Here is a 26,056-nt window from a genome sequence, read left to right as displayed (position 1 = left end):
GTCGGCCCGATCAGGCGTTCCACCATGCGTCGATCTCGTGGCGGCTGAAGCGGTCGGCGAGACCCAGCGCCACCAGTGTCGTGCGTTCAGCATCGCAACGCCGCGCCTGAACATGGCGCCCGACAATGTGCAGCTCATGGCCGCCGTCATCGGTCCGAACGAACCCCTTCAGCCGGTACAGCCCCGCTGGCCGGCCGGCCAGCTTTTCGCCCATCGCAGCCCGACCCATCACCCGGTCACTGTCATGCTGCCAGCTGACATAGGCCGGGTGCGGCGCGACGCTGCGTCCGCGCGGTCGCGGCAATGTGCCAAACAGAAGACCCGCCAGAGGCGTCGCGCCCAGCCGCATCGGAGCGACCGCGCCCAGTCTTTTCAACCGATCCGACAGCGCCGGTTCCTCGGTGCCGGATTTGGTCAACAGCAGCAGGTCGGCGGCGGCGATCTGCTGCGTCACCTGGGGCGCGACCAGATCGTCGGACAGCAGGGCATCGATGTTCTGCGCGTCCACCAGCGTGACGATGCCGCCATAGCTGATGTCGGGCTCGGCAATCGCCGCGGCCGCGATGGCGGCAGGATCGGCGATACCGCTGGCTTCGACGATCAGGTGGTCCGGGCGCGGGCTGCGGTCAAGAATGGCGTTCAGCGCAGAGAACAGGTCGGCCTCTTGCGAACAGCAGATGCAGCCATTGCTGAGCGCCATGATGTCGTCTCCGTGCGCCTTGATCAGCGCCGCGTCGATATTGATGGCCCCGAAATCATTGACCAGAACCATCAGGCGCAACCCGTGATCCTCGGTCAAGAGCCTGTTGATCAGGGTGGTCTTGCCGGCACCCAGATAGCCGCTGATCACGGTCAGGGGCAGGCGCTTCATGTCCACCCCGCCCAGCAGCCCGATTCACCGGCTACTTCGTACCGCGATCCGCCTGGCCTCCCTGTCATGTGCACCCCGTTGGACAACTCGGTTCCGCTCTGGACCGGTGTCCGGCCGAAAGCGCAGGAAGTCAACAGCGCGCACCGCCCGGGTATTCGGTCACTTGGCGGTTTCCATCAGCGCCAGTTCGTGGGTGACGAAATCGATCCGGCAGGACTCGTCCATATGCGTGCGCGGCCCCAGAAAGATCGCGCCGCTGCCGGTCAGCAGGGTGGCGCGGCGATGCAACGGGACCTCTCCGCCATCCGCCATGCGGATCAGGCTGCCGGAACTGCTGTGATCGGTGAACTCCAGTTGCCAGCGCCGCACGGCCAGTGCCGCGTGCTTGCGCGACACCCAGGCCTGACCCAGCACGATGTCGCAATAGGTCGACCGTCCGATCGTCAGGCTTTCGCCTTCACCGATCTGCCAGTTCTGCTCGCCCAGCCGCAGTTCGGCATACTCGGTGCCGCCGGTCCGCGCTGTCGAGGTGCTGGAAAAGATCACCGTCTGTTCGCTGAATTCGGTGACCGAGCAGGAATAGACCCGCGTCGGGCTGGCCTTGCCGCGCAGCTGGATCTCGCCGATCATCAGCAGCCGTGCCTTGGAGTCGGGCGACAGATCGTCATAGCTCTGGTCGCCGACCAGGATCTCGCCGGGTTTGGCCAGCGAGGACAGTCGCGCCGCGGTATTTACCGCGCTGCCGTAGATGTCGTTCTCGTGGCTCAGGATTTCACCGAAATAGGTGCCGACATGCACCGACAGCCCGGCCGGCCAGCTCTCGTTGATCATCGCCCAGGCGGCTTGGAACGCCTGTTCGGGATGCCGAAAAAAGCTGAGTACGTCGTCGCCCTGGGATTTGACGCATTTGCCGCCGGATCCCTCTATGATCTGACGCATCCGCGCCAGCACCTTGCTGACCTGCTGCAACGCCGCCTGATTGCTTTCGGTTTCATACAGCTGTGTGCTGCCGGTGATGTCGGATATCAAGACGCAGGCATCGGGCATGTTCAATCGGGTCCTGAACCAAAACGAGGGGCACGGGCAAAATCCACGCGGCGAACGCGCACTCGTAACTTCAGCGCAAGCTGCCACAAAAGACACCCGCGCTGTATACCGGTCTTCCTTACCCTGATTGTGACAGGGCGGGCGAAAAAAATCCATGTTCTCGGCCAGCCGCGCGGGGCAGACGGCAAAACGGGCGCGGGTTTCGCGCCCGCGCCCGTCGGATCCGGTTGCCGCATGGCGGGTTATTTCCAGTTCACCTCGTTGAAAATCCGCTGGGCGGCCGGGATGTTCTGGGCCACGTCCGACAGGTTCACGTCGTCTGGCTTGAAAAAGCCCAATGCCGCGATTGCCGGTGACAGGGCGACGCCGGGCACGGCCGGGTATTCGTCATTGCCGGCCGAGAAATACTCCTGGGCCTGGTCGCTGGCGAGATATTCCAGAAACAGCACCGCGTTGTCGCGATTCGGCGCATGGGCCGCGACGCCGCCGCCGGACAGGTTCATATGCGCGCCCTGGGCGTTCTGGGACGGGAACACCCAACCGATCATGTCGCGCTGGTCGGACACGCCCTTGACGTCCTTGCGGATCGTGCGGGCAAAGTAATAGCTGTTGCCGACGGCGATATCGCATTCGCCCGACACGATGCCGCGCAGCTGATCGGTGTCGCCGCCCTGCGGCGCGCGCGCCATGTTGTCGACCACGCCCTGCGCCCAGGTCTTGGCCGTGGCTTCGTCGGTATGGGTGATGATGGCCGCCAGCAGTGTCTGGTTGTAGGTGTTGCTGGACGAGCGGATGCAGACCTTGCCGCGATATTTCGGATCCGCCAGGGCGGCATAGGTCATCGGCGGTTCGGTGATCTCGGTCTTGTCGTAAAAGATGATTCGCGAACGTTGCGAAAAGCCGAACCACTGGTTGTCGGAATCCTGCAGGTAGCCGGGTACACGGGCCTCCAGAACGGCGCTGTCCACCGCCTGCAGAACACCGGCGTCCTTGGCCCGGGCCAGGCGCGAGGTGTCGACGGTCAGCAGAACGTCGGCCGGGGAATTCGCCCCCTCGGCCTGCAGGCGGGCGATCAGTTCGTCGGCCTTGCCTTCGATGCGGTTGATGGTGATGCCGGTGGCGTCCTCGAAATCGGAATAGAGCTTTTCATCGGTGTCGTAATGGCGCGAGGAATAAAGGTTGAGTTCGCCATCGGCGCTGGCGGTGCTGGCCAGGGCGGCGATCAGGGTCGCGGCGATGCAGGTGGAAGATTTCAACATGAAGGGTTCCGTTCTGTCCGTATTGGCAATTGATGCAGGCTGTAACCTGACTGATTTGGTCAATTACCGGATTCCGGCAGCGATGCAAGTATTTTCCGACAGAAACAATCGGAAATGGGTCGGGGTGGCGGACCGGAACGCGGGTGCGTTGTCCGCCGATCAGCAGTCGGCACAAAAAAACCGCGCCCGAAAGCGCGGTTTGAAACCTTTGATTCCGACATCCGTGTCGGTGCGCGGCTTAGCCTTGGCGGGCTTTGAACCGGCGCTGCGTCTTGTTGATCACGTAGACGCGGCCTTTGCGACGCACAACCCGGCAATCGCGATGCCGGTTCTTGAGCGAGCGGAGCGAGTTCCTGACCTTCATGGTCCTTCTCCTGTTCCTGTGGCGCGGGCCAGCGCCTAAAGTTGCGGGTGTTTCAGGCTTGCCTGAAACAGTGAATTCATGGTGGGCACTACAAGGTTCGAACTTGTGACCCCTTCGATGTCAACGAAGTGCTCTACCGCTGAGCTAAGCGCCCATGAATACCCTTGCGAAAGATTGGCCCCAACTAAATGGGGCGCGGAATTCCGCGCCGGTAGCGGGGTCTATAAAAGGAGTCGCAAGCGGGATCAAGGGCTTTTGGCATCGATTGAATCCGCGTTATGCTGCCTGCAACGAGGAGTCGCAATGTCTCAGTCTGCTTTTGAATTGACACTGCCTGATCGGCGCCTGTCCTGCGTTGTGTTCGCCTCGCCTCACAGCGGTCGCCGGTACACATGGCGGTTTCTGCGGCAGTCCCGGCTGGACGAGGTGGTGATCCGGTCTTCCGAAGATGCCTTTGTCGATCAGCTGTTTGATGCTGCGCCGGAATTCGGGGCGCCGCTGCTCTGCGCCGCGATGCCGCGTGCCTTTGTCGATCTGAACCGCAGCCCCGACGAGCTGGACCCGGCGCTGATTGCCGGTGCGCAGCGGCGCGGCCAGAATCCGCGTGTGGCCTCGGGGCTGGGGGTGATTCCCCGGGTCGTGTCCAACGGCCGGGCAATCTATGCCGGAAAGCTGTCGATGTCCGAAGCGCGCGACCGGATCGAGCGTTTTTGGCGACCCTATCATGCCGCTCTGCAGCAACAACTGGACGAGGCGCACCGGCATTTCGGTCAGGCGATTCTGGTGGATTGTCATTCGATGCCGCACGAGGCGATGGATGGTGTTGCCCGCCGGGGCGCCGGCTGTCCGCAGATCGTGCTGGGCGACCGGTTCGGCGCGGCCGCGGCCGGCGAGGTCGTCGACCGGATCGAGGCGGCCTTTGCCGCGGCCGGCCTGAGGGTGACGCGCAACGCGCCGTTTGCCGGGGCCTATGTGACCCAGGCCTATGGCCGCCCGTCGCGGCGTCAGCACGCGATCCAGGTGGAAATCGACCGGTCGATCTATATGGATGAGCGACAGGTGCTGCCAAGCGCGAATTTCCAGAGCTTTCGCGCGTTGCTACGCCAGGTCATCGCCGACATCGCCGAAATCGGGCAAAACCGGTTGCCGATGGCCGCTGAATAGAACGCGCCCGGGCTGCCGCGCTAGCGCAGCCGGTTCAGCAGAGCAAGAGAGGCATAGCCGTCCGGGGTCAGGTTCGAGGACACCTGAAAGGCGCGCACCGCCGCGACCGTCAGCGGCCCGATGCGGCCATCGATGCCTTGTGTGTCAAACCCCCTGGCGGTCAGGCGGCGCTGCATTTCCTTGCGCTCTTTCAAAGTCAGGGCCCGGTCCGCACGCGGCCACGCACTTTGCAGGGCGGGTTCGCCCTGTATCCGGTCCGCCAGGTGGCCGACGCCGATCACATAGGCATCGGCGGTATTATAGCGTTCGATCACGCTGAAATTCTTGAAAATCATGAATGCGGCGCCCTGACTGCCGGCCGGCAGCAGAATTGATGCGGCTCCGTGATCGGGCACCGGCTGACCGGTAACGGACGCCACGCCAAGCTTGGCCCAGTCGGTCGGCGTTTTCAGGATCTTCCGGTCAGCCAGGCGATAGTCGAACCCTGCAGGTAGGGTGATTTCGACGCCCCAGGGCTGGCCCTTGACCCAACCGAACCGCGCCAGGTAGGCGGCGGTCGAGGCCAGCGCATCGCTGGGATCGTCCGACCAGATGTCACGCCGCCCGTCGCCGGTGAAATCCACCGCATAGTCCAGATACGAGGTTGGGATGAACTGGGTATGCCCCATCGCGCCGGCCCAGCTGCCGGTCATGTTGCGCGCCGTGGTATCACCGCTCTGCAGAATTTTCAGCGCCGCGATCAGCTGAGTTTCGAAAAAGGCACTGCGTCGGGCGTCAAAGGCCAGCGTGGCCAGAGCCCGGATGATATCGGTCTTGCCGCGATAGGTGCCATAGGCGCTTTCCAGCCCCCAGATCGCTGTGACGATCTCTTTTTCCACGCCATATTTCGCCTCGATGGCGCGCAACGTGTCACCATGGGCCGCCAGGGCCGCCTTGCCGTTGCGGATGCGGGTCTCCGACGCGGCGCTGTCGAGATAGTCCCAGATCGTCTTGGTAAATTCGCTCTGATTGCGATCACGGCGAATGACATCCGGGTCATAGGCGATGCCGGCAAAGGCATTGTCCAGAACCGGCTGGCTTATGCCCTGTGCCAGGGCGCGGCGCTGAAACGCCCGGACCCAGTTCTGGAACCGCTGATTGCTTGCCTCTGCCGGTATCTTGGGCTCGCTTGTCTGTTGCACGATCACCGTCGTTTCCACCGCAGCGATCCGGACCTCTGCAGCCGGCCGGCTGATCGGTCGAATCGACATGTCGACGGGACCGGCCATCAGGCTGCCCGCCATTGCCAGGCTGAGAAACCCGGCGCCTCCCCAAATACGCATCTTCGTTTTCCCGATTGTCTGCTCGCCCGCAGTCTAGCCGAAAAACCGGTTCTGCAAAAGCGATCACATGTCGGTAAACCGGCGGCGTCTTGCCGGGTCGTCTGTCGATTGCGGCCTGAAACCGCGCGACGGATGGCGAGGCGCCGCATCGGGGTGCGGCGCGTGTCGCGCTGCGCCGCCGGGGTTCCGGCAGATGCGGGTTGACCGCCGGACAAACCTGTGACGACATTTTCTCGATGGCGGGGCCGTGATCCCGGATTTCCGTCCGGGCATCCCGGGCCGTCCCGGTTTATGATAATGTCGCAACGGGAGAGAGCCAATGCCAAACAAGATCGTCTCGGGGCGGGATGCCGCAGCCCTGATCCATTCCGGTGACACGATCACCACCTCGGGTTTCGTCGGCGCCGGGGTGCCCGACGCGCTGCTCAAGGCCCTGGCCGACCGATACCGTGACGAGGATCATCCGCGCGATCTGACGCTGCTGTTTGCCGCCGGGCAGGGCGACGGCAAGGAACGGGGTCTGAACCGGCTGGCCGCGCCCGGGATGATCCGCCGGGTGATCGGCGGCCATTGGGGGTTGATTCCGAAACTGGCGGCCCGCGCCGTGGCCGGCGAGATCGAGGGCTATAACTTTCCGCAGGGCGTGATTTCGCATCTCTATCGCGATATCGCGGCGGGCAAGCCGGGCACCACCACGCATGTGGGGCTGGAAACCTTTGTCGATCCCCGGCTGAGCGGCGGGCGGGTGAACGACACCACGCCGGCGGATCTGGTCGAACTGGTCACGGTCGCCGGGCGCGAGCGACTGTTCTATCACGCCATTCCGATTCATGTGGCGCTGCTGCGTGGCTCGACGGCGGATGAGGCGGGCAACATCACGATGGAGCGCGAGGCGCTGATCCTGGACAATCTCGCCCAGGCGATGGCGGCGCGCAATTCCGGCGGCGTGGTCATCGTTCAGGTTGATCAGGTGGTCGCCCGGGGCAGCCTGCCGACCCGCGATGTGATCATCCCGGCGATGCTGGTGGACGCGGTCGTGATCGCCCCGCCCGAACTGCATCCGCAGACATATGCGACGCAGTACAACCGCTATTACACCGGGCGCTACAAGATGCCCGAGGACGCCGCCGCGCCGATGCCGCTGGATTTGCGCAAGGTGATCGCGCGCCGGGCGGCGTATGAACTGCCGATCGGCGGGGTGGTCAATCTGGGCATCGGCATGCCCGAAGGCGTGGCCGCCGTCGCCGCCGAAGAAGGTCTGTTGCACCATGTCACCCTGACGGCAGAACCCGGCGTGATTGGCGGGCAGCCGGCCTCGGGGCTGGATTTCGGCGCGGCGGTGAATACCGAGGCGATCATCGCCCAGGGCAGCCAGTTCGATTTCTACGATGGCGGTGGGCTGGATCTGGCCTGTCTGGGCATGGCGCAGGTCGATGGCGCGGGCAATGTCAACGTTTCGCGCTTTGGTCCGAAACTGGCCGGCGCCGGCGGGTTCATCAATATCAGCCAGAACGCCCGGCACCTGGTCTTTACCGGGTCGTTCACCGCGGCCGGCCTGGACGTGCAGATCGGCGAGGGCGCGATCCGCATTGACGCCGAGGGCAAGGCGCGCAAGTTCGGCGCCGCGGTCGAGCAGATCACCTTTTCCGGGACCCGCGCCCGGCGGCTGGGCCAGCCGGTTCTGTTCGTCACCGAACGCTGCGTGTTCCGGCTGGAGGACGCCGGGTTGGCGCTGACCGAGGTCGCCCCCGGCATCGACCCGGACCGGGACATCCTGGCCTTGATGGATACGGTGCCGCGGACCGACAATGTGAGCGAAATGGATGCGCGCATCTTTACCGACGAACCGATGGGGCTGCGCGACGACCTGCTGAGTCTGGGGATCGAACGCCGCATCCACTATGACGCACAGCGCGACATCCTGTTCGTGAATCTGGCCAAGATGAACATCCGCGGCCCATCGGACCTGAATGACATAAGGACGCGCATCGAAACCGTGTTGTCGCCGCTGGGGCGCAAGGTGGATGTGGTGGTGAACTACGAACACACCCAGATCGCCGACGATCTGGCACAGGACTGGGCGGACATGGTCGAGGATTTGGAAACCCGGCTTTACAACCGGGTAACGCGCTATTCGACCTCGGCTTTTCTGCGCCGCAAGCTGGGTCAGACATTGCATCGCCGCCGCCGTGTGACCATTTTTGACAGCGAGCGCGCCGCCGAAGCGGCACTGCGTGACGGTTAGACCTGCTGCCGCTGGGCGTTGTCGCTGGGTTTCATGGCGGTGCCGGCGACATAGACTTGGTCGATGGCCCGGTCGTCGCCCATCATCTGCAGCACGAACAGTTCCTCGGACAAGGTCGTTGCGCATTGCATGCGCAGCGCCATGGCATCGGTGGCGCGGGCGTTCAGCACGATGATGTCAGCTTCGGTTCCCGCCGCAAGCGTACCGATCCGGTCTTGTAGCCCCAGCGCCACTGCGTTGCCGCGGGTGATCCAGTGAAAGGCGCGCAGCGGATGCAGGTTCTGCCCCTGCAATTGCAGCACCTTGTAGCCTTCGTTCAGGGTTTGCAGCATCGAATAGCTGGTGCCGGCCCCGACATCGGTGGCGATGGCATTGGTGATGCCGTGACCGCGCAGGCCGGCATCGTCAAACAGCCCGCTGCCCAGAAACAGGTTCGAGGTCGGGCAAAACACCGGTTTCGCGCCGGTTTCGGCCAGCAAGCCGATCTCGCGCGGGGTCAGGTGGATGGCATGGCCCAACAGCGATTTCGGCGTCAGCAGACCGAAATGTTCATAGACCCCCAGATAATCCGGCGCCTGCGGGTACAGCTCGGCGGTATAGGCGATTTCGGCGTGGTTTTCCGACAGGTGTGTCTGGACATAGCAATCGGGATGCTCGGCGACCAGCGCGCCGGCCAGTTCCAGCTGTGCCGGGGTTGACGTGATCGCGAAACGCGGCGTCACCGCATAGGACAGGCGGCCCTTGCTATGCCAGTCGGCGATCAGTGCCTTGCTGTCGTCATATCCGGTCTGCGGCGTGTCGCGCAGCCCCTCGGGCGCGTTGCGGTCCATCAGGACCTTGCCGCCGATCATCCGCATGCCACGCCGTTCCGCCTCGGCAAAATAGGCGTCGGCCGAGGCCCGGTGCACCGAGCAATAGGCCACGGCCGTGGTGGTGCCATGGGCAATCAGCTGGTCATAGAAATGCCGCGCCATGGCGGCGCTGTGATCGCTATCGGCAAACCGGGTTTCCGCCGGAAACGTGTAGGTGTTCAACCAGTCCAGCAGCTGCGCCCCCCACGAGGCGATGACCTGCACCTGCGGATAGTGGATATGGGTGTCGATGAGCCCGGCCATCAGCAGGTTCGGGCGGTGGTCGATGATTTCGGCCCCGGCGGCCTGAACGGCGAGCGTGTCGTGATCGCCAGTGGCCAGGATCCTGCCATCCGCGATCAGGATCGCGCCATCTTCCAGATAGCTATAGGCGTCGGTGTCGTCGGGTCCTTGCGGCTCGGCGGTGAACGACAGAACGCGCCCGCGCAAGAGTTTGATTTGGGTTGTCATGCCTGAAGTTCCCCGTTCTGGCATCGGGGGGCGGTTTCCCGCCCCCCTGAAAGGTTCGCGTGAGCGGTTCTCGTTACCTGCCGGGAACCGGTGGCAGATCGTCCACCGGCAGGGTCTCGTTCACCAGGTTCTCTTCCTTGTGAAACATCGGATAGATGAACAGGAAGGCACCGGCGATCAGGTAACCCAGGCTGACGCTGCTGAAGACCGGCCAGTGCAGGCTGCCGGAATGGATGATCCCGACCAGCGACATCACAAAGGCGGCGATGGCAAAGCCCCCGGCATTGCGGAAGGCGCCGTCGATGACGCTGGCGACGATGGCGCCCCAGATCAACCCGGTCAGGATCGCCCCCTGACTCAGCGCCAGATGGCCCTCGAAATGCGCGCCTTGCTGCAGCAGCGCTGCGGTCAGTTCCGGGTCGCCCAGCTGCGGCAGACCGGTTGCCCCGGCTGCGCCCAGCGCGCCCAGCAAAGCGCCCCATTTGATGACCAGAAAGGCCGAGACATGGGGCATCATCGCGATGGTGACAGCGGCCATGTGATCGGTCTTGACCGCATGGGCGGTATTGGTGATCAGGCTGAGCGCGACAAAGACCAGAACCGGCGCGGCGGCCGCCACGGGTATCAGGTTGTTGAGAAACGCCAGCAGGCCAAAGAACGCGGCCAGGGGGATCACGATACCGACCCCGACGATATAGCCGGCATGGGCGCCCATGCGCTTGTAGGCCGGGTGGCCGATATAGGCGGTGGTGGGAAAGGGCGAGCCAAAGACCGCACCGATCATCGTGCCCAGACCGTCGGTGACCTGGCAGGTGGCGACCGGATAGTGATCGCCGGCGGCCTCCGCACTTTCGACATTGTTCATGGTTTCGATGAAATTGTAGATCTGCACCGGCACCAGAACCAGGAACAGTTCCGGGTTGGCAAACAGGTGCTGGATGCCGGCGATCAGGTCGCCGATATAGGGCAGCGGCGGATAGAACCCGACGCCGTCAACGGTGATCTGGGCCTCGCCGATCAGCAGCGCCACCGCGGTGCCGACACCCAGTGCCAGCAGACCGGCGGGGATATTGAACGGCAGGCGGAACCGGCCGACCAGACCCCAGAGGATGATGATCATCGAGGCGAAACCGATCAGCGGGTCCTCGAACACCGTGGCCAGCGGCACGGTGCCGATAAAGACCAGCGCAATGCCACAGAGGGTGCCCAACATGCCCGCACGCGGGGTGACCCGTTTCAGCCAGGGGCCGACGATCGCGCCCAGACCGGCAACGATGCCACCGATGAAACCGGCGCCGATGCCGACCTGCCAGGCCAGCATCGGGTCGTTGGTCGCCCAGTAGATCGGCCCGATCACGCCAAAGAGATAGACGAACATCACCGGTGTCGAAATACCATAGGGCAGCGCGGTGACGTCGCGCCCGGCCTGGGCGGCAGCGCGTTTGGCCAGCACGGTATAGACCGCGATTCCGGACAGAATCGCCACGGCGGCACCGGGCACGATGCGTCCGAATACGATCTCGGCGGGCATCTGAAACACGAACTGGCAGATGCCCGACAGCACGATCAGATTGATCAGGTTGTCGGTGAACAGCGCCCAGAAGGCGCTGAAATCCTGACGGGCGAATAACTTGTATGTATAGCTTGGCGCGGTCATCCCGGCCTCCTCCTCCGTTGTGGACGTGTGGGTCAGCGGTGGTTCCGCTGTTTTTGATCGTCCTGTTGTCGGCCTTGGCTGGGCCGGTTTTCGATGTCGCCGGGCGCGGCTGCGGTGCCGGTCGCGGTCAGGGCGGCGATGATTTCGGCCGCCACCAGCGCGGCGATCACGGCGGGCCGCTTGTCGCGGCTGGGGCTGTGGCTGGCGCCGATCGGGCAGACCAGATCGGTGATCGCCAGACCGTCGCATTGGGTGCGGCACCAGTTGCCGAACTTGGCCCGTTTGCTGGCCGATCCGATCATGCCGACATAGGCCGCGTCGCCGCGCGCCAGCGCTGCGCTGGTGACCAGAAAGTCCAGCGCATGATCATGGGTCAGCACCACAAAGGCGCTGCCCGGCGGCGCGCGGTCCACCTCGATCTCGGGAATGGCGCAGGGTCGGGTCTCGACGGCGGCGGTGCACAGGGCCAGTTCGTCGCGCCGCGGATCGACCACGATGGTGCGCACCGGCAGGTGTTGCAAAAGGTCGGCAAGGGCCCGGCCCACATGGCCGCCGCCCATCACATAGACATGCGGGCGCGCCGCTTGCCGTGCTGCTTCGCGGGTCAGGGCGGCCCGGCGCTCGGCGGGGCCGATCCGGGCCAGAGCCAGTTCGACCCGCCCGCCGCAGCATTGGCCGATTTCCGGGCCCAGCGGCACATCCAGCGTGGTGGCGACCTCGGATTTGTCAAACATCGCCCGGGCGCGCTGAATGGCCAGATACTCTAACTGACCGCCGCCCAGCGTGCCCCATTGCGCCTCGGGCGCAACAAACATCTCGGTGCCGGCATCGCGTGGCGACGAACCGCGCACCCGTGTCAGCACCAGCCGCGCGACCCGGTCGTGGCGCGCCAGGAAATCCGCCAGCGTCATGATCTGCCCCCGGCTTTCAGCCGGGTCACGGCCATCAGCACCCGTTCCGGCGTGGCCGGCGCGTCCAGTCGCGGGCAGATCCGGTAATCGGCAACGCTGGCGACCGCCATCGACAGGGCCTCGAACACCGAAATGCCCAGCATGAAGGGCGGCTCGCCCACCGCCTTGGAGCGCTTTATGGTCAGTTCGCGGTTCTCGGACCAGTCCGCCAGATCGACGTTGAAAATACGCGGCCGGTCGCTGGCCAGGGGGATCTTGTAGGTGCTGGGCGCATGGGTGCGCAGCCGCCCCTCGGCGTCCCAGACCAGTTCCTCGGTGGTCAGCCAGCCCATGCCCTGAATGAACGCGCCCTCGACCTGGCCCTTGTCCAGTACCGGGTTCAGCGATCTGCCGACGTCATGCAGGATGTCGGTGCGCTCGACCCGGTATTCGCCGGTCAGGGTATCCACGGAAACCTCGGAACAGGCCGCGCCATAGGCATAGTAATAGAACGGCCGGCCCTTGCCGCTGTCCCGGTCCCAGTGGATTTTCGGGGTCTTGTAGAACCCCGCGGCGGACAGCTGAACACGGGCCATGTAGGCCTGTCTGACAAAGTCGTCAAAGGACAGCAGCGTTTCGCCGATCCGTACCTGGTTGGGCAGGAATTCGACCTGATCGGCGGTCACCTCCCACTTGGCGACGGCGAAATCGATAAGTCGGGCCTTGATCTGCTCGACCCCGTTCAGGGCCGCCATGCCGTTCAGGTCGCTGCCGGATGAGGCCGCCGTGGCCGATGTGTTGGGCACCTTTTCGGTGGTGGTCCTGGTGATCTTGATGCGGTCGAAATCGACCTGAAAGGCGTCGGCCACCACCTGTGCGACCTTGGTGTTCAACCCCTGTCCCATCTCGGTGCCGCCATGGTTCAGGTGGATCGACCCGTCATTATAGACATGGATCAGGGCGCCGGCCTGATTGTACCAGGTGGCGGTGAACGAGATGCCGAACTTGACCGGGGTCAGGGCGATGCCCTTCTTGATCACGCTGGCACCGGCATTATGCGCCAATATGGCCGCGCGCCGGGCGCGATAGTCGCTGCTGCTTTCCAGTTCTCCGATCAGGCGGGGCAGGATGTTGTCCTCGACCTGCTGGTGATAGGGGGTCAGATCGCGCCCCGCACCGCCATAGAAATTGGCCTTGCGCACGTCCAGCGGGTCCTTGTCCAGGGCATATGCGATTTCTTCGATCATCCGTTCCGCGACGATCACCCCCTGCGGGCCGCCAAACCCGCGAAAGGCGGTGTTGCTGACGGTGTTGGTCTTCATCGGATGGCTGACCAGACGTACATGCGGATAGAAATAGGCGTTGTCGGCATGGAACAGCGCGCGGTCGGTGACCGGGCCGGACAGGTCCGAGGAAAATCCGCAACGGGCGGCAAAGCTGCCTTCGACCGCCTGAATCCGGCCCTCGCCGTCAAAGGCGACGTCATAGTCGACGACGAAATCGTGCCGCTTACCGGTGGCGGTCATGTCCTGATCGCGGTCGGGCCGGATCTTGACGGCGCGGTTCCATTTCTTGGCGGCAATCGCGGCCACGGCACAGAACAGGTTCATCTGGCTTTCCTTGCCGCCGAACCCGCCGCCCATCCGGCGCACGTTGACCGTGACCGCGTTCGAGGGCACGCCCAGAACATGCGCGACCATGTGCTGCGCCTCGCTGGGATGCTGAGTCGAGCAATGCAGGATCACGTCGTCATCCTCGCCGGGTAGGGCAAAGGCGATCTGACCCTCGAGATACATGTGATCCTGTCCGCCCACCGTCATGCGGGCCTGAATGCGGTGCGCGGCGCCGGCAAACCCCGCTGCCACGTCGCCCCGTTCCAGTTTCAGGGGGGCCGTGACATGCGGATAACCGGCCTGTTGCGCCGCGATGGGGTCCAGCGCATGCGGCAGCGGCTCATAGTCGATCTGTGCCAGTTCGGCGGCCCGGCGCGCGGCATCGCGGGTCTGGGCCACGACGGCGAACAGCGGCTGGCCGTGAAATTCCACCTTTTCGGTGGGAAACACCGGCTCGTCATGCAGCCCGGTCGGGCTGATATCGTTGACGCCGGGAATGTCGTCTGCCGTCAGCACGCCGACCACCCCGGGCGCATTGCGCACCCTGGTCAGGTCGATGGCCTTGATCCGGGCATGGGTCACCGTGGACACGCCCAGATAGGCATGTAGCGTGCCGATCGGTTCGGCGATGTCGTCGGTGTATTCGGCGCGGCCGGTGACATGCTTGATGGCGCTGTCATGCGGTCGGTTGGTGTGAACGCCGCCAGTGATGGCAAGGTTGTCCTTCATGTCCGTTCCCCCTCGGTCAAGCCGTTTCCAGTTGCACCGGCTCGGTGGTGCCCGCGTCGTGGTCCAGAAAAAACCGCAGCAACAGGTTCTGCGCTGCGAGCATGCGGTAATCGGCCGATGCGCGCATATCTGTCAGCGGTGTGAAATCCCCGCGCATCGCCTCGGCTGCGGCGCGAAAGGCAGCTTCGCCCCAGGGCTGGCCGCGCAGGGCGGCCTCGGCGGCCGTGGCGCGTTTCGGTATGGCTGCCATGCCACCCAGAGCGATCCGGCAGTCCTGAATGGTCCCGTCGCTGACGGTCACGCTGAGACCGGCGGCGACAGAGGAAATGTCCTCGTCGCGGCGTTTCGAAATCTTGTATGCGGCATCGCGCTGCCCGGGCACTGCGCGCGGCACATGGATGGTTTCGACGAATTCGCCGGGCCTGCGGTCCTGTTTGCCGTACTCAACAAAGAAGTCCTCGAGCGGCAAGGTGCGACGGTCGCCGCCGCGGCGCAGGGTGATCGTGGCACCCAGCGCGATCAGGACCGGCGGTGTGTCGCCGATGGGAGACCCGTTGGCGATGTTGCCGCCCACGGTGCCCATATTGCGCACCTGCCAGCCGGCGATGCGATCCCAATAGGCGGCCAGATGCGGGAACGTTGCGGCGATGGCATCCTGGCAATCGGTATAGCTGGCACAGGCACCGATGATCAGCGCATCCGTCCCGATTTCGACCGATTTCAGCCCCTGCAGATGGCCGATGAACACCGCCGGCGAGATCGGGCGCAGGAACTTGGTGACCCACAGCCCGACATCGGTTGCCCCCGCCACGATGGTGGCCCTGGGGTGATCCGCCAGAACGGCGGCCAGGTCGTCCACATCGGCCGGCAGGATCGACCGATCCGTTTCCGGGCCGGTGACGATGCGACGCCCGTCGCGCAGATCGCCCAGACGGGCGGTGATCGCGGCACGTTCGGCAGTCAGGTAATCCGCCGCCGGGCTGCCGTAACGTCCCATAGCCGCCGCCGCGCGCAGGATCGGCTGATAGCCGGTGCAGCGGCACAGGTTGCCCTGCAGGGCCGTCTCGACCTGCTGTTCGGTCGGCTCGGGATGTTCCATCCACAGCGCGTATAACGCCATGACGAACCCCGGCGTGCAGAACCCGCACTGGCTGCCGTGATAGTCGACCATGGCCTGCTGGACCGGGTGCAGACCGCGATCCGGTGCCGACAGGTGTTCGATGGTCACCACGTGACAGCCGTTCAGCGTCGCCAGAAAACGGATGCAGGCATTGACCGCCTCATAGTGCAGCCCGGTATCGGTCAGACGACCGACCAGCACCGTGCAGGCGCCGCAATCGCCCTCGGCGCAGCCCTCCTTGGTGCCGGTCAGGCGCCGGTTCAGCCGCAGAAAGTCCAGCAGGGTCTGGCTGGCCGCCACATCGCGGATCGCCACGTCTTGCCCGTTCAGCAGAAAGCGGATGTCGTCGCGGTGGGTCATGGGGCCTCCAGGGCAATGCTGCCGGTTGGTGTCGGATGATGTTCAGAGTATCGCATCCGATTGCATCCGAATACGCTGTCATTCGAGGAAATCTTTCAACGATGTGTTGAAAAAGGCGAATATGGGTTATGCTGGCGCATCGGCCCGTCGCGGCTGACTTTGGACGGCAATCAGAGAGGCCCGATCATGCCATATGTGGAAAGCCTGCGCGTATTCACCCGCGTCGTCGATCTGGGCAGCATCACATCCGGCGGCCGCGACCTGCGGCTGACGCCGGCAGTGGCCAGCAAGCGCATCAAGGAACTGGAAAAACATCTTGGGGTCAGGTTGTTCAACCGCACCACCCGTTCGCTCAGCCCGACCGAAGTCGGGCGAAAGTTCTATGACCATGCCTGCAGGGTTCTGGGCACGATCGACGAAGCCGAGGCGATGGTCGCGAACTTTTCGGGCCAGCCGCGCGGGGTCATCCGCGTGGCCGCCCCGCTGGGCGCAGGGCGGCGCATCATTGCGCCGCTGATTCCCCGCTTCGTCGAGAAATTTCCCGATACCCGCGTGCAGATGCGCCTGTCGGACCGGACCGTCGACCTCCTGACGGACAAGCTGGACCTGGCCTTTTTCGTCGGCGTGCCACGGGATTCGACGCTTAAACTGCGCAAGATCGATGATTGCGCGCGGGTGTTGTGCGCCGCGCCGGACTATCTGGCGCGACACGGCGTGCCGGACAACCCGGACGATCTGTTGTCGGACCGGCACAATTGCCTGCTGCTGCGCTATCCGCGATCGCCGGAATATTTCTGGGTGCTGCGGACCGGGACGGGCCAGCGCAAGCTGGAAGTATCCGGCAAGTTCGATGCCGATGACGGCGACGTGCTGACCGACTGGGCACTGGACGGGCGCGGCATCGTCAACAAACCGCTGTTCGACGTGGCCGCGCATCTGCGCGATGGCCGGCTGGTCGAGGTGCTGCCCGACACGCCGCCGGTGCCGGCGATCTTTGGCTGTCTCTATCCGCATCGCAAGCTGCAGGACCCCAAGATTCGCTATTTCCTGGACTTCGTTGCCCAGCAAGGCAGGGGTCTGCTGGCGCCGTCGCCCGTGCCGTGACGGGCGGCCAGTGGTGATGCCGGCACCGTTTCAGCGGGTCAGCACCCTGACGCGCTGGTCGATCAGTTCGATCCCCTCTGCAATGCGCTCCTCAGCGATCGAGGAATAGCCCAGCCGAAAGTACTCGGTCGGCCTGCCGGTGCCGGCAAAGAACGGCGCCCCTGATTCGATCAGGACGCTGTCCTGAAGCAGTTCCTTCTCCAGTACCGAGGCATCCAGACCCGGCGGTCCCTTGATCCACAGGCTGGAGCCGCCGAACCGTGCCGCACCGGCGATCTGCAGGTCGGTCCGCGCCAGCGCGGCCTGCATGGCCTGACGCCGGCGGGCGAATTGCCGGCGCATGTCGCGCACCAGCAACTCGTAATGTCCCTGGCCCAGGAAATAGGCGGCGGTGCGCTGCAGATGGCCCGGCGGGTGACGCAGCATCATCGACCGCAGCTCCCGGGCCTCGGCGATCACCGCGGGTGGCCCGACGAGATATCCCAGCCTGAGACCGGGAAACAGCGCCTTGGAAAAACTGCCCACATAGAGAACCCGGTCGCTGCGATCATAGGATTTCAGAGCCGGGCTGGGCGCTTCAAGAAAGCTCATCTCGAACTCGTAATCGTCCTCGATGATGACGAAATCGCGACTGTCGGCATTGGCCAGCAATTCGCGGCGACGGGCGGGCGGCATGGTGGCACCGGTCGGCGCGTGATGGCTGGGGGTGACGAAAACCGCGCTGATGCCGCGGGGGATACGATCGGGCGGCAGACCATGTCCGTCGACATTCACCGTGGTGACCTCGGCGCCGCACCAGCGCAGCGCCTGCCGGGTGTCGGGATAGCCCGGGTTCTCGCAGACTGCCCGCAGCGGGCGCCGGGTCAGCAGTTCGATCACCAGCCACAGGGCGTTCTGGGCACCGACCGTCACCAGAATCTGATCAGCGGTGACCGAAATCCCGCGCCGCGGCAGAGCCCGAGCCCGGATGTAGTTCAGCAATAGCGGGTCATCGTGATGGGCGAAATCCCCGGCCAGTTCGTCGAAATCCCTCTTGCCCATGGCCTGACGTGCACAATCTCGCCAAGCCGAGTGATTGAACAGGGTGCCGTCCATCTGGCCATAGGCAAAGGGATATTTCATGCTGCGCCAGTCATGCGGCTTGACCACCCGGCGCCGGGTGGTCAGCGAACTGGCCAGGATGTTTCTCCAGGACACGGCGTCGGGCGGGTGGCCCATCGGATCGTCCAGGGTCAGCCGGGTCAGGGCTTCGGATTCGGCGACCACATAGGCGCTGCGCGAGACGGTTTCCAGATATCCCTGCGCCACCAGTTCCTGAAAGGCCAATGTCACCGTCATTCGCGCCACCCCCAGATGAGCGGCCAGATTGCGCGACGAGGGCATGCGCGAGCCGGGCAGGATCAATTGCGAGAGAATCGCCGTGACGACCGACTCGCGGATCTGCGCCTGCAAGGGCCGGGCCGAGGCGCGGTCCAGAAAAAAAACTTCGGCTGGAATTCTGCTTGCGTGCACCCGGCCAGCCTCACAACCTTGCTGGTCTAAGTCAATTGAAAAACTGGCACTATTGGTGACTTGGGCTTTGACGTTAACAATTTCTATCTTCGCGGCTGTTGGAGGAAACACCGCCGCAAGATGTGCACAAAGACACAGAACTATTCCACGTGGAGGACTAAATGACATTCATCACCCGCTTTAACTCGGTGGCCAGCGTCGCGGCAGCATCCTTGCTGCTGAGCCTTGGCGCCGCACAAGCCAAGGAATTCAAGATCGCCGTGGGCGACAGCGCCGGCAGTGCGCAGGAAGCCACCGGCAAGGCATTCATCGCGGCGCTGGAGGAGAAATCCGGCGGCGCGCATACCGCGACCATGTTCCTGAACGGCCAGCTCGGTTCCGAGCAGGACACCGTGAACGATGCGGCCATCGGCACGCTGGACATGTCGCTGCTGGCGATCAACAACATCACGCCGTTTTCGCCAACCGTGGGCGTCTTTACCCTGCCCTACGTCATTCTCAGCCTGGAAGACGCTGAAAAGCTGACCCAGGGTCCGATCGGTGCCGAACTGACCGAAAACACCCTGCGGGATGCCGGCGTGCGCATCATCGCCTGGACCTATACCGGGTTCCGGGTTCTGACCAACTCGGCCAAGCCGGTTCACTCGGTTGCCGACCTGCAGGGTCTGGTCATCCGCGTTCCCAAGAACGAGATCATGATCGACACCTACAAGGCCTGGGGCGTGAACCCGACGCCGATGGCCTGGTCCGAGACCTTTACCGGCCTGCAGCAAAAGGTCGTCGACGGCCAGGACAACCCGTACCTGACCATCAACGCGATGAAGTTCTACGAAGTCCAGAAATACATCACCAACATCCGCTACATCTTCTCGATCGAGCCGCTGATCATCTCCGAAGCCGTCTTTCAGGACCTGTCGGAAGCGGATCAGCAGATCATTCTTGAGGCGGGCAAAGAGGCCACCCTGGCCAGCGCCCAGTTCCTGCGCGAATCCGAAGCGGCCATCAAGGAAGAGCTGATCGCCAAGGGCATGGAGATCACCGACCCCGAAAACAACGAGGAAGAGTTCATCAAGCTGGCGACCGAAGCTGTCTGGCCCAAGTTCTACGACTCCATCGGTGGCGTCGAAAAACTGAACGCCGTTCTCACCGCCCTGGGTCGCGACCCGGTTCAATAAAAACAAAAAAATGGGAGCGCGCCCGCGCGCTCCCACCCCTGGGAGGAGATCAAAATGGCTAAGTTCTGGACAGTCTTGAACAATTTCGAAAGCTATATCTGCCGTGTCCTGCTGCTGACATTCGTCTGCTTGCTGTTCGTGCAGGTCCTGTCGCGCGAATTGTTTGATCACTCGTTCTCGTGGATCGAGGAACTATCGGTCTACATGTTCGTTTGGTTCGTGTTTTTCGGCGCCAGCTATGCCGCCAAGATGAGTGCGCATAACCGCGTGACGTTCCAGTTCGGCATGCTGCCGCGCTCCTGGGTCAAGTGGATCGAGGGCTTTGCGGATCTCTTCTGGCTCTTTTTCAACGTCTACTTTGTCTACCTGGCCGTCGATTTCGTGTTCTTCCGGATGAACAAGTTCTGGAAATCCCAGACGCTGGGGATCGAGATGAAGTGGATCTACATGATCCTGCCCATCGCCTTCACGCTGATGACCATTCGCATACTTCAGGTGAATTATCAAAAGCTTATCAAAGGGGAAGACGTCCGTGACCCGGATAAAATCGACCTCGAAGACTACAAGACCGATCAAGACTGAAGGCGAGCACAGGGATAGATCCAATGGAAAATGAAATCGTCACTATACTCTTCGGCTCGTTTCTTGGGCTGCTGGTGCTGGGCGCGCCGATCACCGTGGCACTGGGTGTCTCGTCGCTGATATCGTTCCTGTACCTGGGTGAAAACCCGATCAAATTCGTGCAGATCGCCTTTACCTCGGTGGGCTCGTTCCCGCTGATGGCGCTGCCGGCGTTCATTCTGGCCGGGGCGCTGATGGAGGCGGCCGGAATCTCGCGGCGGCTGATCAATGTCGCCGAAAGCTTTGCCGGACCGTTCACCGGCGGCCTGTCCGCCGCCACCGTCATGGCGTGCCTGTTCTTTGGCGCGATCTCGGGTTCGGGGCCGGCCACCACCGCCGCTGTCGGCATGTTGATGATCCCGGCAATGATCAAGCGCGGCTATGACCGTGGCTATTCCTCGGCCGTGACCGCATCGGCGGGTGGCCTGGGCATCGTCATTCCGCCGTCCATTCCGATGGTCATTTTCGGGATTGCCGCGCTGGGCATGGCCGCGCCGCCCGAAGCGGTCGAGAAATTCGGCACCTTCCAGACCGTTTCGATCTCGAAACTGTTCATCGCAGGCTTTGTTCCGGCCTTTGTCATCGCCGGCAGCCTGCTGGTCATGAACTGGGCCTTGTGCAAAAAGCACGGCTATACCGGTTCGGCCGAAGGCTGGTCGCTGCGCAACGTGCTGTGCGAGATGTATCGCGGATTCTGGTCGCTGATGGCGCCTGTGGTGATCCTGGGCGGTATCTATTCCGGCTTTTTCACCCCGACCGAGGCCGCCATTGTCGCGATCTTTTACACGCTGTTCGTCGGTGTCTTTATCTATCGCGAGCTGAGCTTTGAATCGCTGAACCGGTCGCTGGAAACCACGACATGGTTGACCGGCCGCGTGCTGTTGATCCTGTTCACCGCCACCGTCTTTGGCCGCCTGCTGGTCGAGAACCAGATCCCGGCGATCATTGCCAACGGCATGCTGGCGCTGACTGACAGCCTGTATGTGATCTGGGCGATGATCATCTTCTTCCTGCTGTTCGTCGGCATGTTCATGGAGACCCTGGCCGCGATCCTGATCCTGGTGCCGGTGATGCTGCCGGTGGCCTATAGCGTCGGCATCGACCCGATCCACTTTGGTGTCGTGATGATCTGTACGCTGGGGATCGGCTTTCAGACGCCACCGCTGGGCGAGAACCTGTTCATCGCGTCGGGCATCTCGAACATCTCGATCGAGAACATTTCGATCCGGGCCCTGCCGTTTGCCGCGGTGAACACCATCGCCATCTTCGTCATCGCGTTCTTCCCGCAACTGTCGCTGTGGCTGCCGCGTGTGTTTGGATACTGAAAGGTCAAATCGACATGAAACCGACTATCACCAACATTCTGTTCGCGACCGATCTGTCCGAGAACTCGACCTATGCGCTGCGCCACGCCGCCAGCCTGGCGCAGGCCACCGGTGCCGAGATTCACGTTCTGCACGTCACCGAGCCCCTGTCCGACGACGCCCGGATCGCGCTGCAATTCTATGTTCTGAACAAGGGCACGCGTGAACAGGCGCTCGAGCATCGCAGCGAGATGGTCGAGGCCATCCTGGCGCAGCGCCAGGAACAATTCTGGGCGGCCATGGACAAGAAGGACGCCGGCATTCGCGATCAGGTTACCTCGGTCGAAGTCATCGAGGGCCACCCCGCCGAAGCCATTCTGCGCCGGGCCAAGGACCTGAATTGTGACCTGATCGTGCTGGGGGCCCATGACCACGGGTTCACCCACACGTTCCTGGGCACCGTCGCCAAGCGTGTGCTGCGGCGGGCCGATATTCCAACGCTGGTGGTGCCGTTCAAGGACACCGGCGACATGACCAAGCAAAGCTGACTGACAAGGATAAACACAATGACCAAGACTCTGACTGCCCAGGACTTCGCCGACACGTTCGATGCGTTCAACCGCCATGACGTCGATGCGGTGATGACCCACTTTGCCGATGACTGCGTGTTCTATACCGTGGGTGGCGATGCCGCCTATGGCGCCAAGGTCGAAGGCGCGGATGCCATCGCCAAAGCCTTCTCTGCGGTTTGGGCCGGCATGAAGGACGCCCATTGGGACCACCACAGCCACTTTGTGCATGGCGACCGTGCCGTTTCGGAATGGACCTTCTCGGGAACCGATGCCAACGGCATGCGGATCGAGGCCCAGGGCGCTGACCTGTTCACGCTGCGCGACGGCAAGATCGTCGTCAAACAGGCCCTGCGCAAGGCCCGGCCACCTTTCAAAGCCTAATAGCAACCGCCACCTTATACATGGATAATCGACATGTCGGATTCAAAACGGCCACGTCATTGGCCAAAAGGCAGCTACGATCCCCGCTATGATCCCATCATCGATGCGGGTCCGGGGCACAACCGCGATCATGCACCGACCTACTGGATCGGTACGGCCGGCACGCCGCCGGAAGATGACGGACCCATCTCGGGTGATGTCGACGCCGATGTCGTTGTAATCGGGTCGGGCTATACCGGCCTGTCAACCGCCATCCACCTGGCCAAAGAACACGGCATCAAGGCGACCGTTCTGGAAGCCAACACCGTGGCCTGGGGCTGTTCCACCCGCAATGGCGGACAGGCACAGATCTCTTCTGGCCGGCTGAAACGGTCGCAGTGGATCGAACGCTGGGGGGTCGAGGTCGCCAAGAAGATGCATGCCGAGGTGTGCGAAGCCTTCGAGCTGTTCAACGACCTGATCGGGTCCGACGACATCAACTGCGATCCACAGACCGGTGGGCATTACTATATCGCGCACCGCGCAAAGGTGATGCCCAAACTGGAAAAGGAAAGCGCGCTGCTGAACGACGTGTTCGGCTATGCCTCGCGGATCATCGGCCGCGAAGAGCTGCATGAACAGCATGTCCGCGATCAGGAAGCCCACGGCGCCATGTGGGAACCGGACGGAACCGCCATCCATGCCGCAAAGCTGGCCTTTGACTATGTTCGGCTGGCCCGCAAGCTGGGTGCAACGATCCATACCGCCAGCCCGGTCATGGGATGGAAGACCAAGGACGGCGTGCATCATCTGACCACGCCCGGTGGTACGGTCAAGGCCCGTGCGGTTGCGCTGGCGACGGCAGGCTATACCCCGCCGGGACTGAACGAGCGGACCAAGCATCGCCTGATGCCGATCCTGTCGAACTCGATCGTGACGCGGCCGCTGACCGATGACGAGTTGCAGGAATGCGGTATCCAGGCCACCTCGCCGCTGACCGATACCCGCACGCTGCGGCACTACTACCGTCGTCTGCCCGACAACCGGGTGCAGATCGGCAGCCGCAGTGCGATCACCGGACCGGATGCCGAGAACCCAAAGCACCTGGCGCTGCTGCAAAAGGGCCTGTACCGCAAGTTCCCGGCGCTGGAAGGGATCGATCTGGACTACTCCTGGTGGGGCTGGGTCGATGTCAGCCACGACATGATGCCGCGGATTTTCCAGCCCGACCCGAAACAGAAGATCTTTTATGCCATGGGCTATGGCGGCAACGGCGTGATGTATTCCGCCCAGGCCGGCAAGCGTCTGGCACAGCTGGTTGCGGGAAAAGGCAAGGAACTCGACCTGCCGATCTTTACTTCGCCTCTGCCCAGCCACGGCGTACTGACCCCGTTCCGCCGGCTTGGTCAGCGTATCATGTACCCCTGGTATTACCTCAACGACGAAATCCTCTGATCCCGCTCGGGACGGAAACAAAACAGGCCGTCGGGTCTCATTAACTGCCCCGGCGGACCGGTAAGACTTTTCTATTGTTCAAGGAGAAAACCCATGAAGATGACCACCGAAGAAGCCTTTATCAAGGTTCTGCAAATGCACGGGATCGAGCATGCTTTTGGCATCATCGGCTCGGCGATGATGCCGATTTCGGACCTGTTCCCGTCCGCCGGGATCAAGTTCTGGGACTGTGCCCATGAGACCACCGGCGGCATGATCGCTGACGGCTACACCCGTGCCACCGGCAAGATGAGCATGGCGATCGCCCAGAACGGTCCCGGCATCACCAACTTTGTGACGTCGATCAAGACCGCCTACTGGAACCACACCCCGTTGCTGCTGGTGACGCCGCAGGCGGCCAACAAATCCATCGGTCAGGGCGGTTTCCAGGAAATCGAGCAGATGCGCGCCTTTGCCGACATGGTCTGCTATCAGGAAGAGGTCCGCGACCCCAGCCGCATGGCCGAGGTTCTGAACCGGGTGATCGAGAAAGCGCATCGTGGGTCCGCCCCGGCGCAGATCAACATCCCGCGCGACTACTGGACCCAGGTCATCGACATCGAGCTGCCCCAGATCATCCGTCTGGAGCGCCCCGCCGGTGGCGAGCAGGCGATCCAGGCTGCGGCAAAGCTGCTCAGCGAAGCCGAGTTCCCGGTTATCCTGAACGGTGCCGGCGCCATCCTGGCCGGTGCCATCGATGCCAGCCGCCAGCTGGCCGAAGCGCTGGACGCCCCGGTGGCCTGTGGCTATCAGCACAACGACGCCTTCCCGGGCAACCACCCGCTGGGTGTCGGACCGCTGGGCTATAACGGCAGCAAGGCGGCGATGGAACTGATCCAGAAAGCCGACGTCGTACTGGCGCTGGGCAACCGTCTGAACCCGTTCTCGACCCTGCCCGGCTATGGCATCGATTACTGGCCCAAGAACGCCAAGATCATCCAGGTGGACATCAACTCGGACCGCATCGGTCTGACCAAGAAGGTCGATGTCGCCATCCAGGGCGATGCCAAAAAGGTGGCCGAAGCGCTGCTGGCCAACCTGTCGGACGGTGCCGGCGACAAGGGCCGCAAGGCGCGCAAGGAAGAGATCGCCGAGCGCAAGTCGCGGTGGGCCCAGGAGCTCAGCTCGATGGATCACGAGGACGACAACGACGAAGGCGTCACCTGGAACGAGCGCGCCCGCGCCCGCCAGCCCGACCGCATGAGCCCGCGTCAGGCCTGGCGTGCCATCATGTCGGCACTGCCCAAGGATGCCATCATCTCGTCCGACATCGGCAACAACTGTGCCATCGGCAACGCCTATCCGTCGTTCGAAAAGGGCCGCAAATACCTGGCACCGGGCCTCTTTGGCCCCTGTGGCTATGGCCTGCCCGCGATCCTCGGCGCCAAGATCGGTTGCCCGGATGTGCCAGTGGTCGGCTTTGCCGGTGACGGTGCATTCGGCATCTCGATGAACGAGATGACCGCCTGTGGCCGCGGTGACTGGCCGGCGATCACCATGATCATCTTCCGCAACTACCAGTGGGGTGCCGAAAAGCGCAACACGACCCTGTGGTATGATGACAACTTTGTCGGCACCGAACTGAACCTGGACGTGAACTATGCCAAGATCGCCGAGGGCTGCGGCCTCAAGGGGGTTCAGGCCACGTCGATGGAACAGCTGACCGACGTGCTGAACACCGCCGTCAAGGAACAGATGAAGGACGGCGTGACCACCTTCATCGAAGTCGTTCTGAACCAGGAACTGGGCGAACCCTTCCGCCGCGACGCGATGAAGAAACCGGTCAAGGTTGCCGGCATCAGCAAGGCCGACATGCGCCCGCAGCAGGTCGACTGACCCACTCCACCCCGGGGCGGCAAACACCGCCGCCCCGGAAATTTAGCCGATTTCCGGCCCGCCCGTCACTTTGGCGAGAGCGGTGCCGATCCCCTGGGCCGTTCCGCGCGACCCG

21 protein-coding genes and 1 tRNA gene are annotated in these 26,056 nt (G+C 63.3%); 10 read left to right on the top strand and 12 right to left on the bottom strand.

The window, feature by feature from the left end:
* Window positions 1-10: 10 nt before the first annotated feature.
* The 5 genes from ACFMPD_RS00630 to ACFMPD_RS00610 all read right to left on the bottom strand — a co-directional run bounded on the left by ACFMPD_RS00630 (window position 11) and on the right by ACFMPD_RS00610 (window position 3,695).
* A complete protein-coding gene (locus tag ACFMPD_RS00630) occupies window positions 11-871 on the bottom strand; it encodes a CobW family GTP-binding protein (RefSeq protein WP_380990472.1) in 861 nt (286 codons plus the stop codon).
* Between the two features lie 159 nt (window positions 872-1,030).
* Entirely contained in the window at window positions 1,031-1,918 is an 888-nt protein-coding gene (locus ACFMPD_RS00625) for an adenylate/guanylate cyclase domain-containing protein (RefSeq protein ID WP_380990469.1), read from the bottom strand.
* Between the two features lie 242 nt (window positions 1,919-2,160).
* A complete protein-coding gene (locus ACFMPD_RS00620) occupies window positions 2,161-3,177 on the bottom strand; it encodes an extracellular solute-binding protein (protein ID WP_380990467.1) in 1,017 nt (338 codons plus the stop codon).
* Between the two features lie 238 nt (window positions 3,178-3,415).
* Window positions 3,416-3,541, bottom strand: a complete 126-nt coding sequence (ykgO, locus tag ACFMPD_RS00615; RefSeq protein WP_005850168.1) for a type B 50S ribosomal protein L36 — start codon at window positions 3,539-3,541, stop codon at window positions 3,416-3,418.
* 79 nt (window positions 3,542-3,620) lie between these two features.
* Window positions 3,621-3,695, bottom strand: a tRNA-Val gene (locus ACFMPD_RS00610).
* A gap of 149 nt (window positions 3,696-3,844) precedes the next feature.
* Here ACFMPD_RS00610 and ACFMPD_RS00605 point away from each other — a divergent pair.
* Entirely contained in the window at window positions 3,845-4,705 is an 861-nt protein-coding gene (locus ACFMPD_RS00605; RefSeq protein WP_380990459.1) for an N-formylglutamate amidohydrolase, read from the top strand.
* Window positions 4,706-4,725: 20 nt separating this feature from the next.
* On the opposite strand, the gene ACFMPD_RS00600 is transcribed toward ACFMPD_RS00605, so the two are convergent.
* Window positions 4,726-6,027: a lytic murein transglycosylase gene (locus ACFMPD_RS00600; RefSeq protein WP_380990456.1), complete on the bottom strand. Its 1,302-nt coding sequence runs from the start codon at window positions 6,025-6,027 to the stop codon at window positions 4,726-4,728.
* 319 nt (window positions 6,028-6,346) lie between these two features.
* Here ACFMPD_RS00600 and ACFMPD_RS00595 point away from each other — a divergent pair, with 319 nt between their 5' ends.
* A complete protein-coding gene (locus tag ACFMPD_RS00595) occupies window positions 6,347-8,272 on the top strand; it encodes an acyl CoA:acetate/3-ketoacid CoA transferase (protein WP_380990453.1) in 1,926 nt (641 codons plus the stop codon).
* Here ACFMPD_RS00595 and guaD read toward each other — a convergent pair.
* The 5 genes from guaD to xdhA all read right to left on the bottom strand — a co-directional run bounded on the left by guaD (window position 8,269) and on the right by xdhA (window position 15,963).
* A complete protein-coding gene (guaD, locus tag ACFMPD_RS00590) occupies window positions 8,269-9,594 on the bottom strand; it encodes a guanine deaminase (RefSeq protein WP_380990451.1) in 1,326 nt (441 codons plus the stop codon). The two genes, ACFMPD_RS00595 and guaD, sit on opposite strands and share 4 nt — an antisense overlap.
* Before the next feature lie 73 nt (window positions 9,595-9,667).
* Entirely contained in the window at window positions 9,668-11,251 is a 1,584-nt protein-coding gene (locus tag ACFMPD_RS00585; protein ID WP_380990448.1) for a xanthine/uracil/vitamin C permease, read from the bottom strand.
* Between the two features lie 32 nt (window positions 11,252-11,283).
* Window positions 11,284-12,162 (bottom strand): xanthine dehydrogenase accessory protein XdhC, encoded by an 879-nt coding sequence (gene xdhC, locus ACFMPD_RS00580; protein ID WP_380990445.1) that lies wholly within the window; start codon window positions 12,160-12,162, stop codon window positions 11,284-11,286.
* Complete coding sequence (xdhB, locus tag ACFMPD_RS00575) at window positions 12,159-14,483, bottom strand: xanthine dehydrogenase molybdopterin binding subunit (RefSeq protein WP_380990442.1); 2,325 nt, start codon at window positions 14,481-14,483, stop codon at window positions 12,159-12,161. The genes xdhC and xdhB overlap by 4 nt, the downstream gene beginning before the upstream one ends.
* 16 nt (window positions 14,484-14,499) lie before the next feature.
* Window positions 14,500-15,963, bottom strand: a complete 1,464-nt coding sequence (gene xdhA, locus ACFMPD_RS00570) for a xanthine dehydrogenase small subunit (protein ID WP_380990439.1) — start codon at window positions 15,961-15,963, stop codon at window positions 14,500-14,502.
* Window positions 15,964-16,149: 186 nt separating this feature from the next.
* Between xdhA and ACFMPD_RS00565 the strand changes: the two genes are divergently transcribed.
* On the top strand, window positions 16,150-17,067 hold the full coding sequence (locus tag ACFMPD_RS00565; protein ID WP_380990436.1) for a LysR family transcriptional regulator: 918 nt from the start codon (window positions 16,150-16,152) through the stop codon (window positions 17,065-17,067).
* Between the two features lie 30 nt (window positions 17,068-17,097).
* On the opposite strand, the gene pdxR is transcribed toward ACFMPD_RS00565, so the two are convergent.
* Window positions 17,098-18,579: a MocR-like pyridoxine biosynthesis transcription factor PdxR gene (gene pdxR, locus ACFMPD_RS00560; protein WP_380990434.1), complete on the bottom strand. Its 1,482-nt coding sequence runs from the start codon at window positions 18,577-18,579 to the stop codon at window positions 17,098-17,100.
* Between the two features lie 161 nt (window positions 18,580-18,740).
* On the opposite strand from pdxR, the gene ACFMPD_RS00555 reads away from it, so the two are divergent.
* From ACFMPD_RS00555 to xsc, 7 genes are all read left to right on the top strand, one after another.
* A complete protein-coding gene (locus tag ACFMPD_RS00555; protein ID WP_380990431.1) occupies window positions 18,741-19,754 on the top strand; it encodes a TRAP transporter substrate-binding protein in 1,014 nt (337 codons plus the stop codon).
* A gap of 54 nt (window positions 19,755-19,808) precedes the next feature.
* Window positions 19,809-20,336, top strand: a complete 528-nt coding sequence (locus ACFMPD_RS00550) for a TRAP transporter small permease (protein ID WP_380990428.1) — start codon at window positions 19,809-19,811, stop codon at window positions 20,334-20,336.
* Between the two features lie 23 nt (window positions 20,337-20,359).
* Entirely contained in the window at window positions 20,360-21,700 is a 1,341-nt protein-coding gene (locus tag ACFMPD_RS00545; protein ID WP_380990425.1) for a TRAP transporter large permease, read from the top strand.
* Window positions 21,701-21,714: 14 nt separating this feature from the next.
* A complete protein-coding gene (locus tag ACFMPD_RS00540; RefSeq protein WP_380990422.1) occupies window positions 21,715-22,227 on the top strand; it encodes a universal stress protein in 513 nt (170 codons plus the stop codon).
* Window positions 22,228-22,245: 18 nt separating this feature from the next.
* On the top strand, window positions 22,246-22,632 hold the full coding sequence (locus tag ACFMPD_RS00535; RefSeq protein WP_380990419.1) for a nuclear transport factor 2 family protein: 387 nt from the start codon (window positions 22,246-22,248) through the stop codon (window positions 22,630-22,632).
* 33 nt (window positions 22,633-22,665) lie between these two features.
* A complete protein-coding gene (locus tag ACFMPD_RS00530; RefSeq protein WP_380990416.1) occupies window positions 22,666-24,066 on the top strand; it encodes an NAD(P)/FAD-dependent oxidoreductase in 1,401 nt (466 codons plus the stop codon).
* 93 nt (window positions 24,067-24,159) lie between these two features.
* Window positions 24,160-25,941: a sulfoacetaldehyde acetyltransferase gene (xsc, locus tag ACFMPD_RS00525; protein ID WP_380990413.1), complete on the top strand. Its 1,782-nt coding sequence runs from the start codon at window positions 24,160-24,162 to the stop codon at window positions 25,939-25,941.
* The last annotated feature ends 115 nt before the right edge of the window (window positions 25,942-26,056 follow it).

Origin of the sequence: Sedimentitalea sediminis, assembly GCF_042687825.1 — a bacterium.
Lineage (GTDB): Bacteria > Pseudomonadota > Alphaproteobacteria > Rhodobacterales > Rhodobacteraceae > Sedimentitalea.
This window is presented reverse-complemented; position numbering and strand designations above follow the sequence as displayed.

Bases quoted from the DNA above. Each gene is read 5' to 3' on its own strand.
- ykgO (WP_005850168.1), bottom strand. From the start codon at position 3,541: ATGAAGGTCAGGAACTCGCTCCGCTCGCTCAAGAACCGGCATCGCGAT.
- xdhC (WP_380990445.1), bottom strand. From the start codon at position 12,162: ATGACGCTGGCGGATTTCCTGGCGCGCCACGACCGGGTCGCGCGGCTG.
- ACFMPD_RS00565 (WP_380990436.1), top strand. From the start codon at position 16,150: ATGCCATATGTGGAAAGCCTGCGCGTATTCACCCGCGTCGTCGATCTG.
- xdhA (WP_380990439.1), bottom strand. From the start codon at position 15,963: ATGACCCACCGCGACGACATCCGCTTTCTGCTGAACGGGCAAGACGTG.
- ACFMPD_RS00530 (WP_380990416.1), top strand. From the start codon at position 22,666: ATGTCGGATTCAAAACGGCCACGTCATTGGCCAAAAGGCAGCTACGAT.
- ACFMPD_RS00600 (WP_380990456.1), bottom strand. From the start codon at position 6,027: ATGCGTATTTGGGGAGGCGCCGGGTTTCTCAGCCTGGCAATGGCGGGC.
- ACFMPD_RS00625 (WP_380990469.1), bottom strand. From the start codon at position 1,918: ATGCCCGATGCCTGCGTCTTGATATCCGACATCACCGGCAGCACACAG.
- ACFMPD_RS00550 (WP_380990428.1), top strand. From the start codon at position 19,809: ATGGCTAAGTTCTGGACAGTCTTGAACAATTTCGAAAGCTATATCTGC.
- ACFMPD_RS00555 (WP_380990431.1), top strand. From the start codon at position 18,741: ATGACATTCATCACCCGCTTTAACTCGGTGGCCAGCGTCGCGGCAGCA.
- ACFMPD_RS00540 (WP_380990422.1), top strand. From the start codon at position 21,715: ATGAAACCGACTATCACCAACATTCTGTTCGCGACCGATCTGTCCGAG.
- ACFMPD_RS00595 (WP_380990453.1), top strand. From the start codon at position 6,347: ATGCCAAACAAGATCGTCTCGGGGCGGGATGCCGCAGCCCTGATCCAT.
- guaD (WP_380990451.1), bottom strand. From the start codon at position 9,594: ATGACAACCCAAATCAAACTCTTGCGCGGGCGCGTTCTGTCGTTCACC.
- ACFMPD_RS00630 (WP_380990472.1), bottom strand. From the start codon at position 871: ATGAAGCGCCTGCCCCTGACCGTGATCAGCGGCTATCTGGGTGCCGGC.
- ACFMPD_RS00535 (WP_380990419.1), top strand. From the start codon at position 22,246: ATGACCAAGACTCTGACTGCCCAGGACTTCGCCGACACGTTCGATGCG.
- xdhB (WP_380990442.1), bottom strand. From the start codon at position 14,483: ATGAAGGACAACCTTGCCATCACTGGCGGCGTTCACACCAACCGACCG.
- ACFMPD_RS00545 (WP_380990425.1), top strand. From the start codon at position 20,360: ATGGAAAATGAAATCGTCACTATACTCTTCGGCTCGTTTCTTGGGCTG.
- ACFMPD_RS00620 (WP_380990467.1), bottom strand. From the start codon at position 3,177: ATGTTGAAATCTTCCACCTGCATCGCCGCGACCCTGATCGCCGCCCTG.
- ACFMPD_RS00605 (WP_380990459.1), top strand. From the start codon at position 3,845: ATGTCTCAGTCTGCTTTTGAATTGACACTGCCTGATCGGCGCCTGTCC.
- ACFMPD_RS00585 (WP_380990448.1), bottom strand. From the start codon at position 11,251: ATGACCGCGCCAAGCTATACATACAAGTTATTCGCCCGTCAGGATTTC.
- xsc (WP_380990413.1), top strand. From the start codon at position 24,160: ATGAAGATGACCACCGAAGAAGCCTTTATCAAGGTTCTGCAAATGCAC.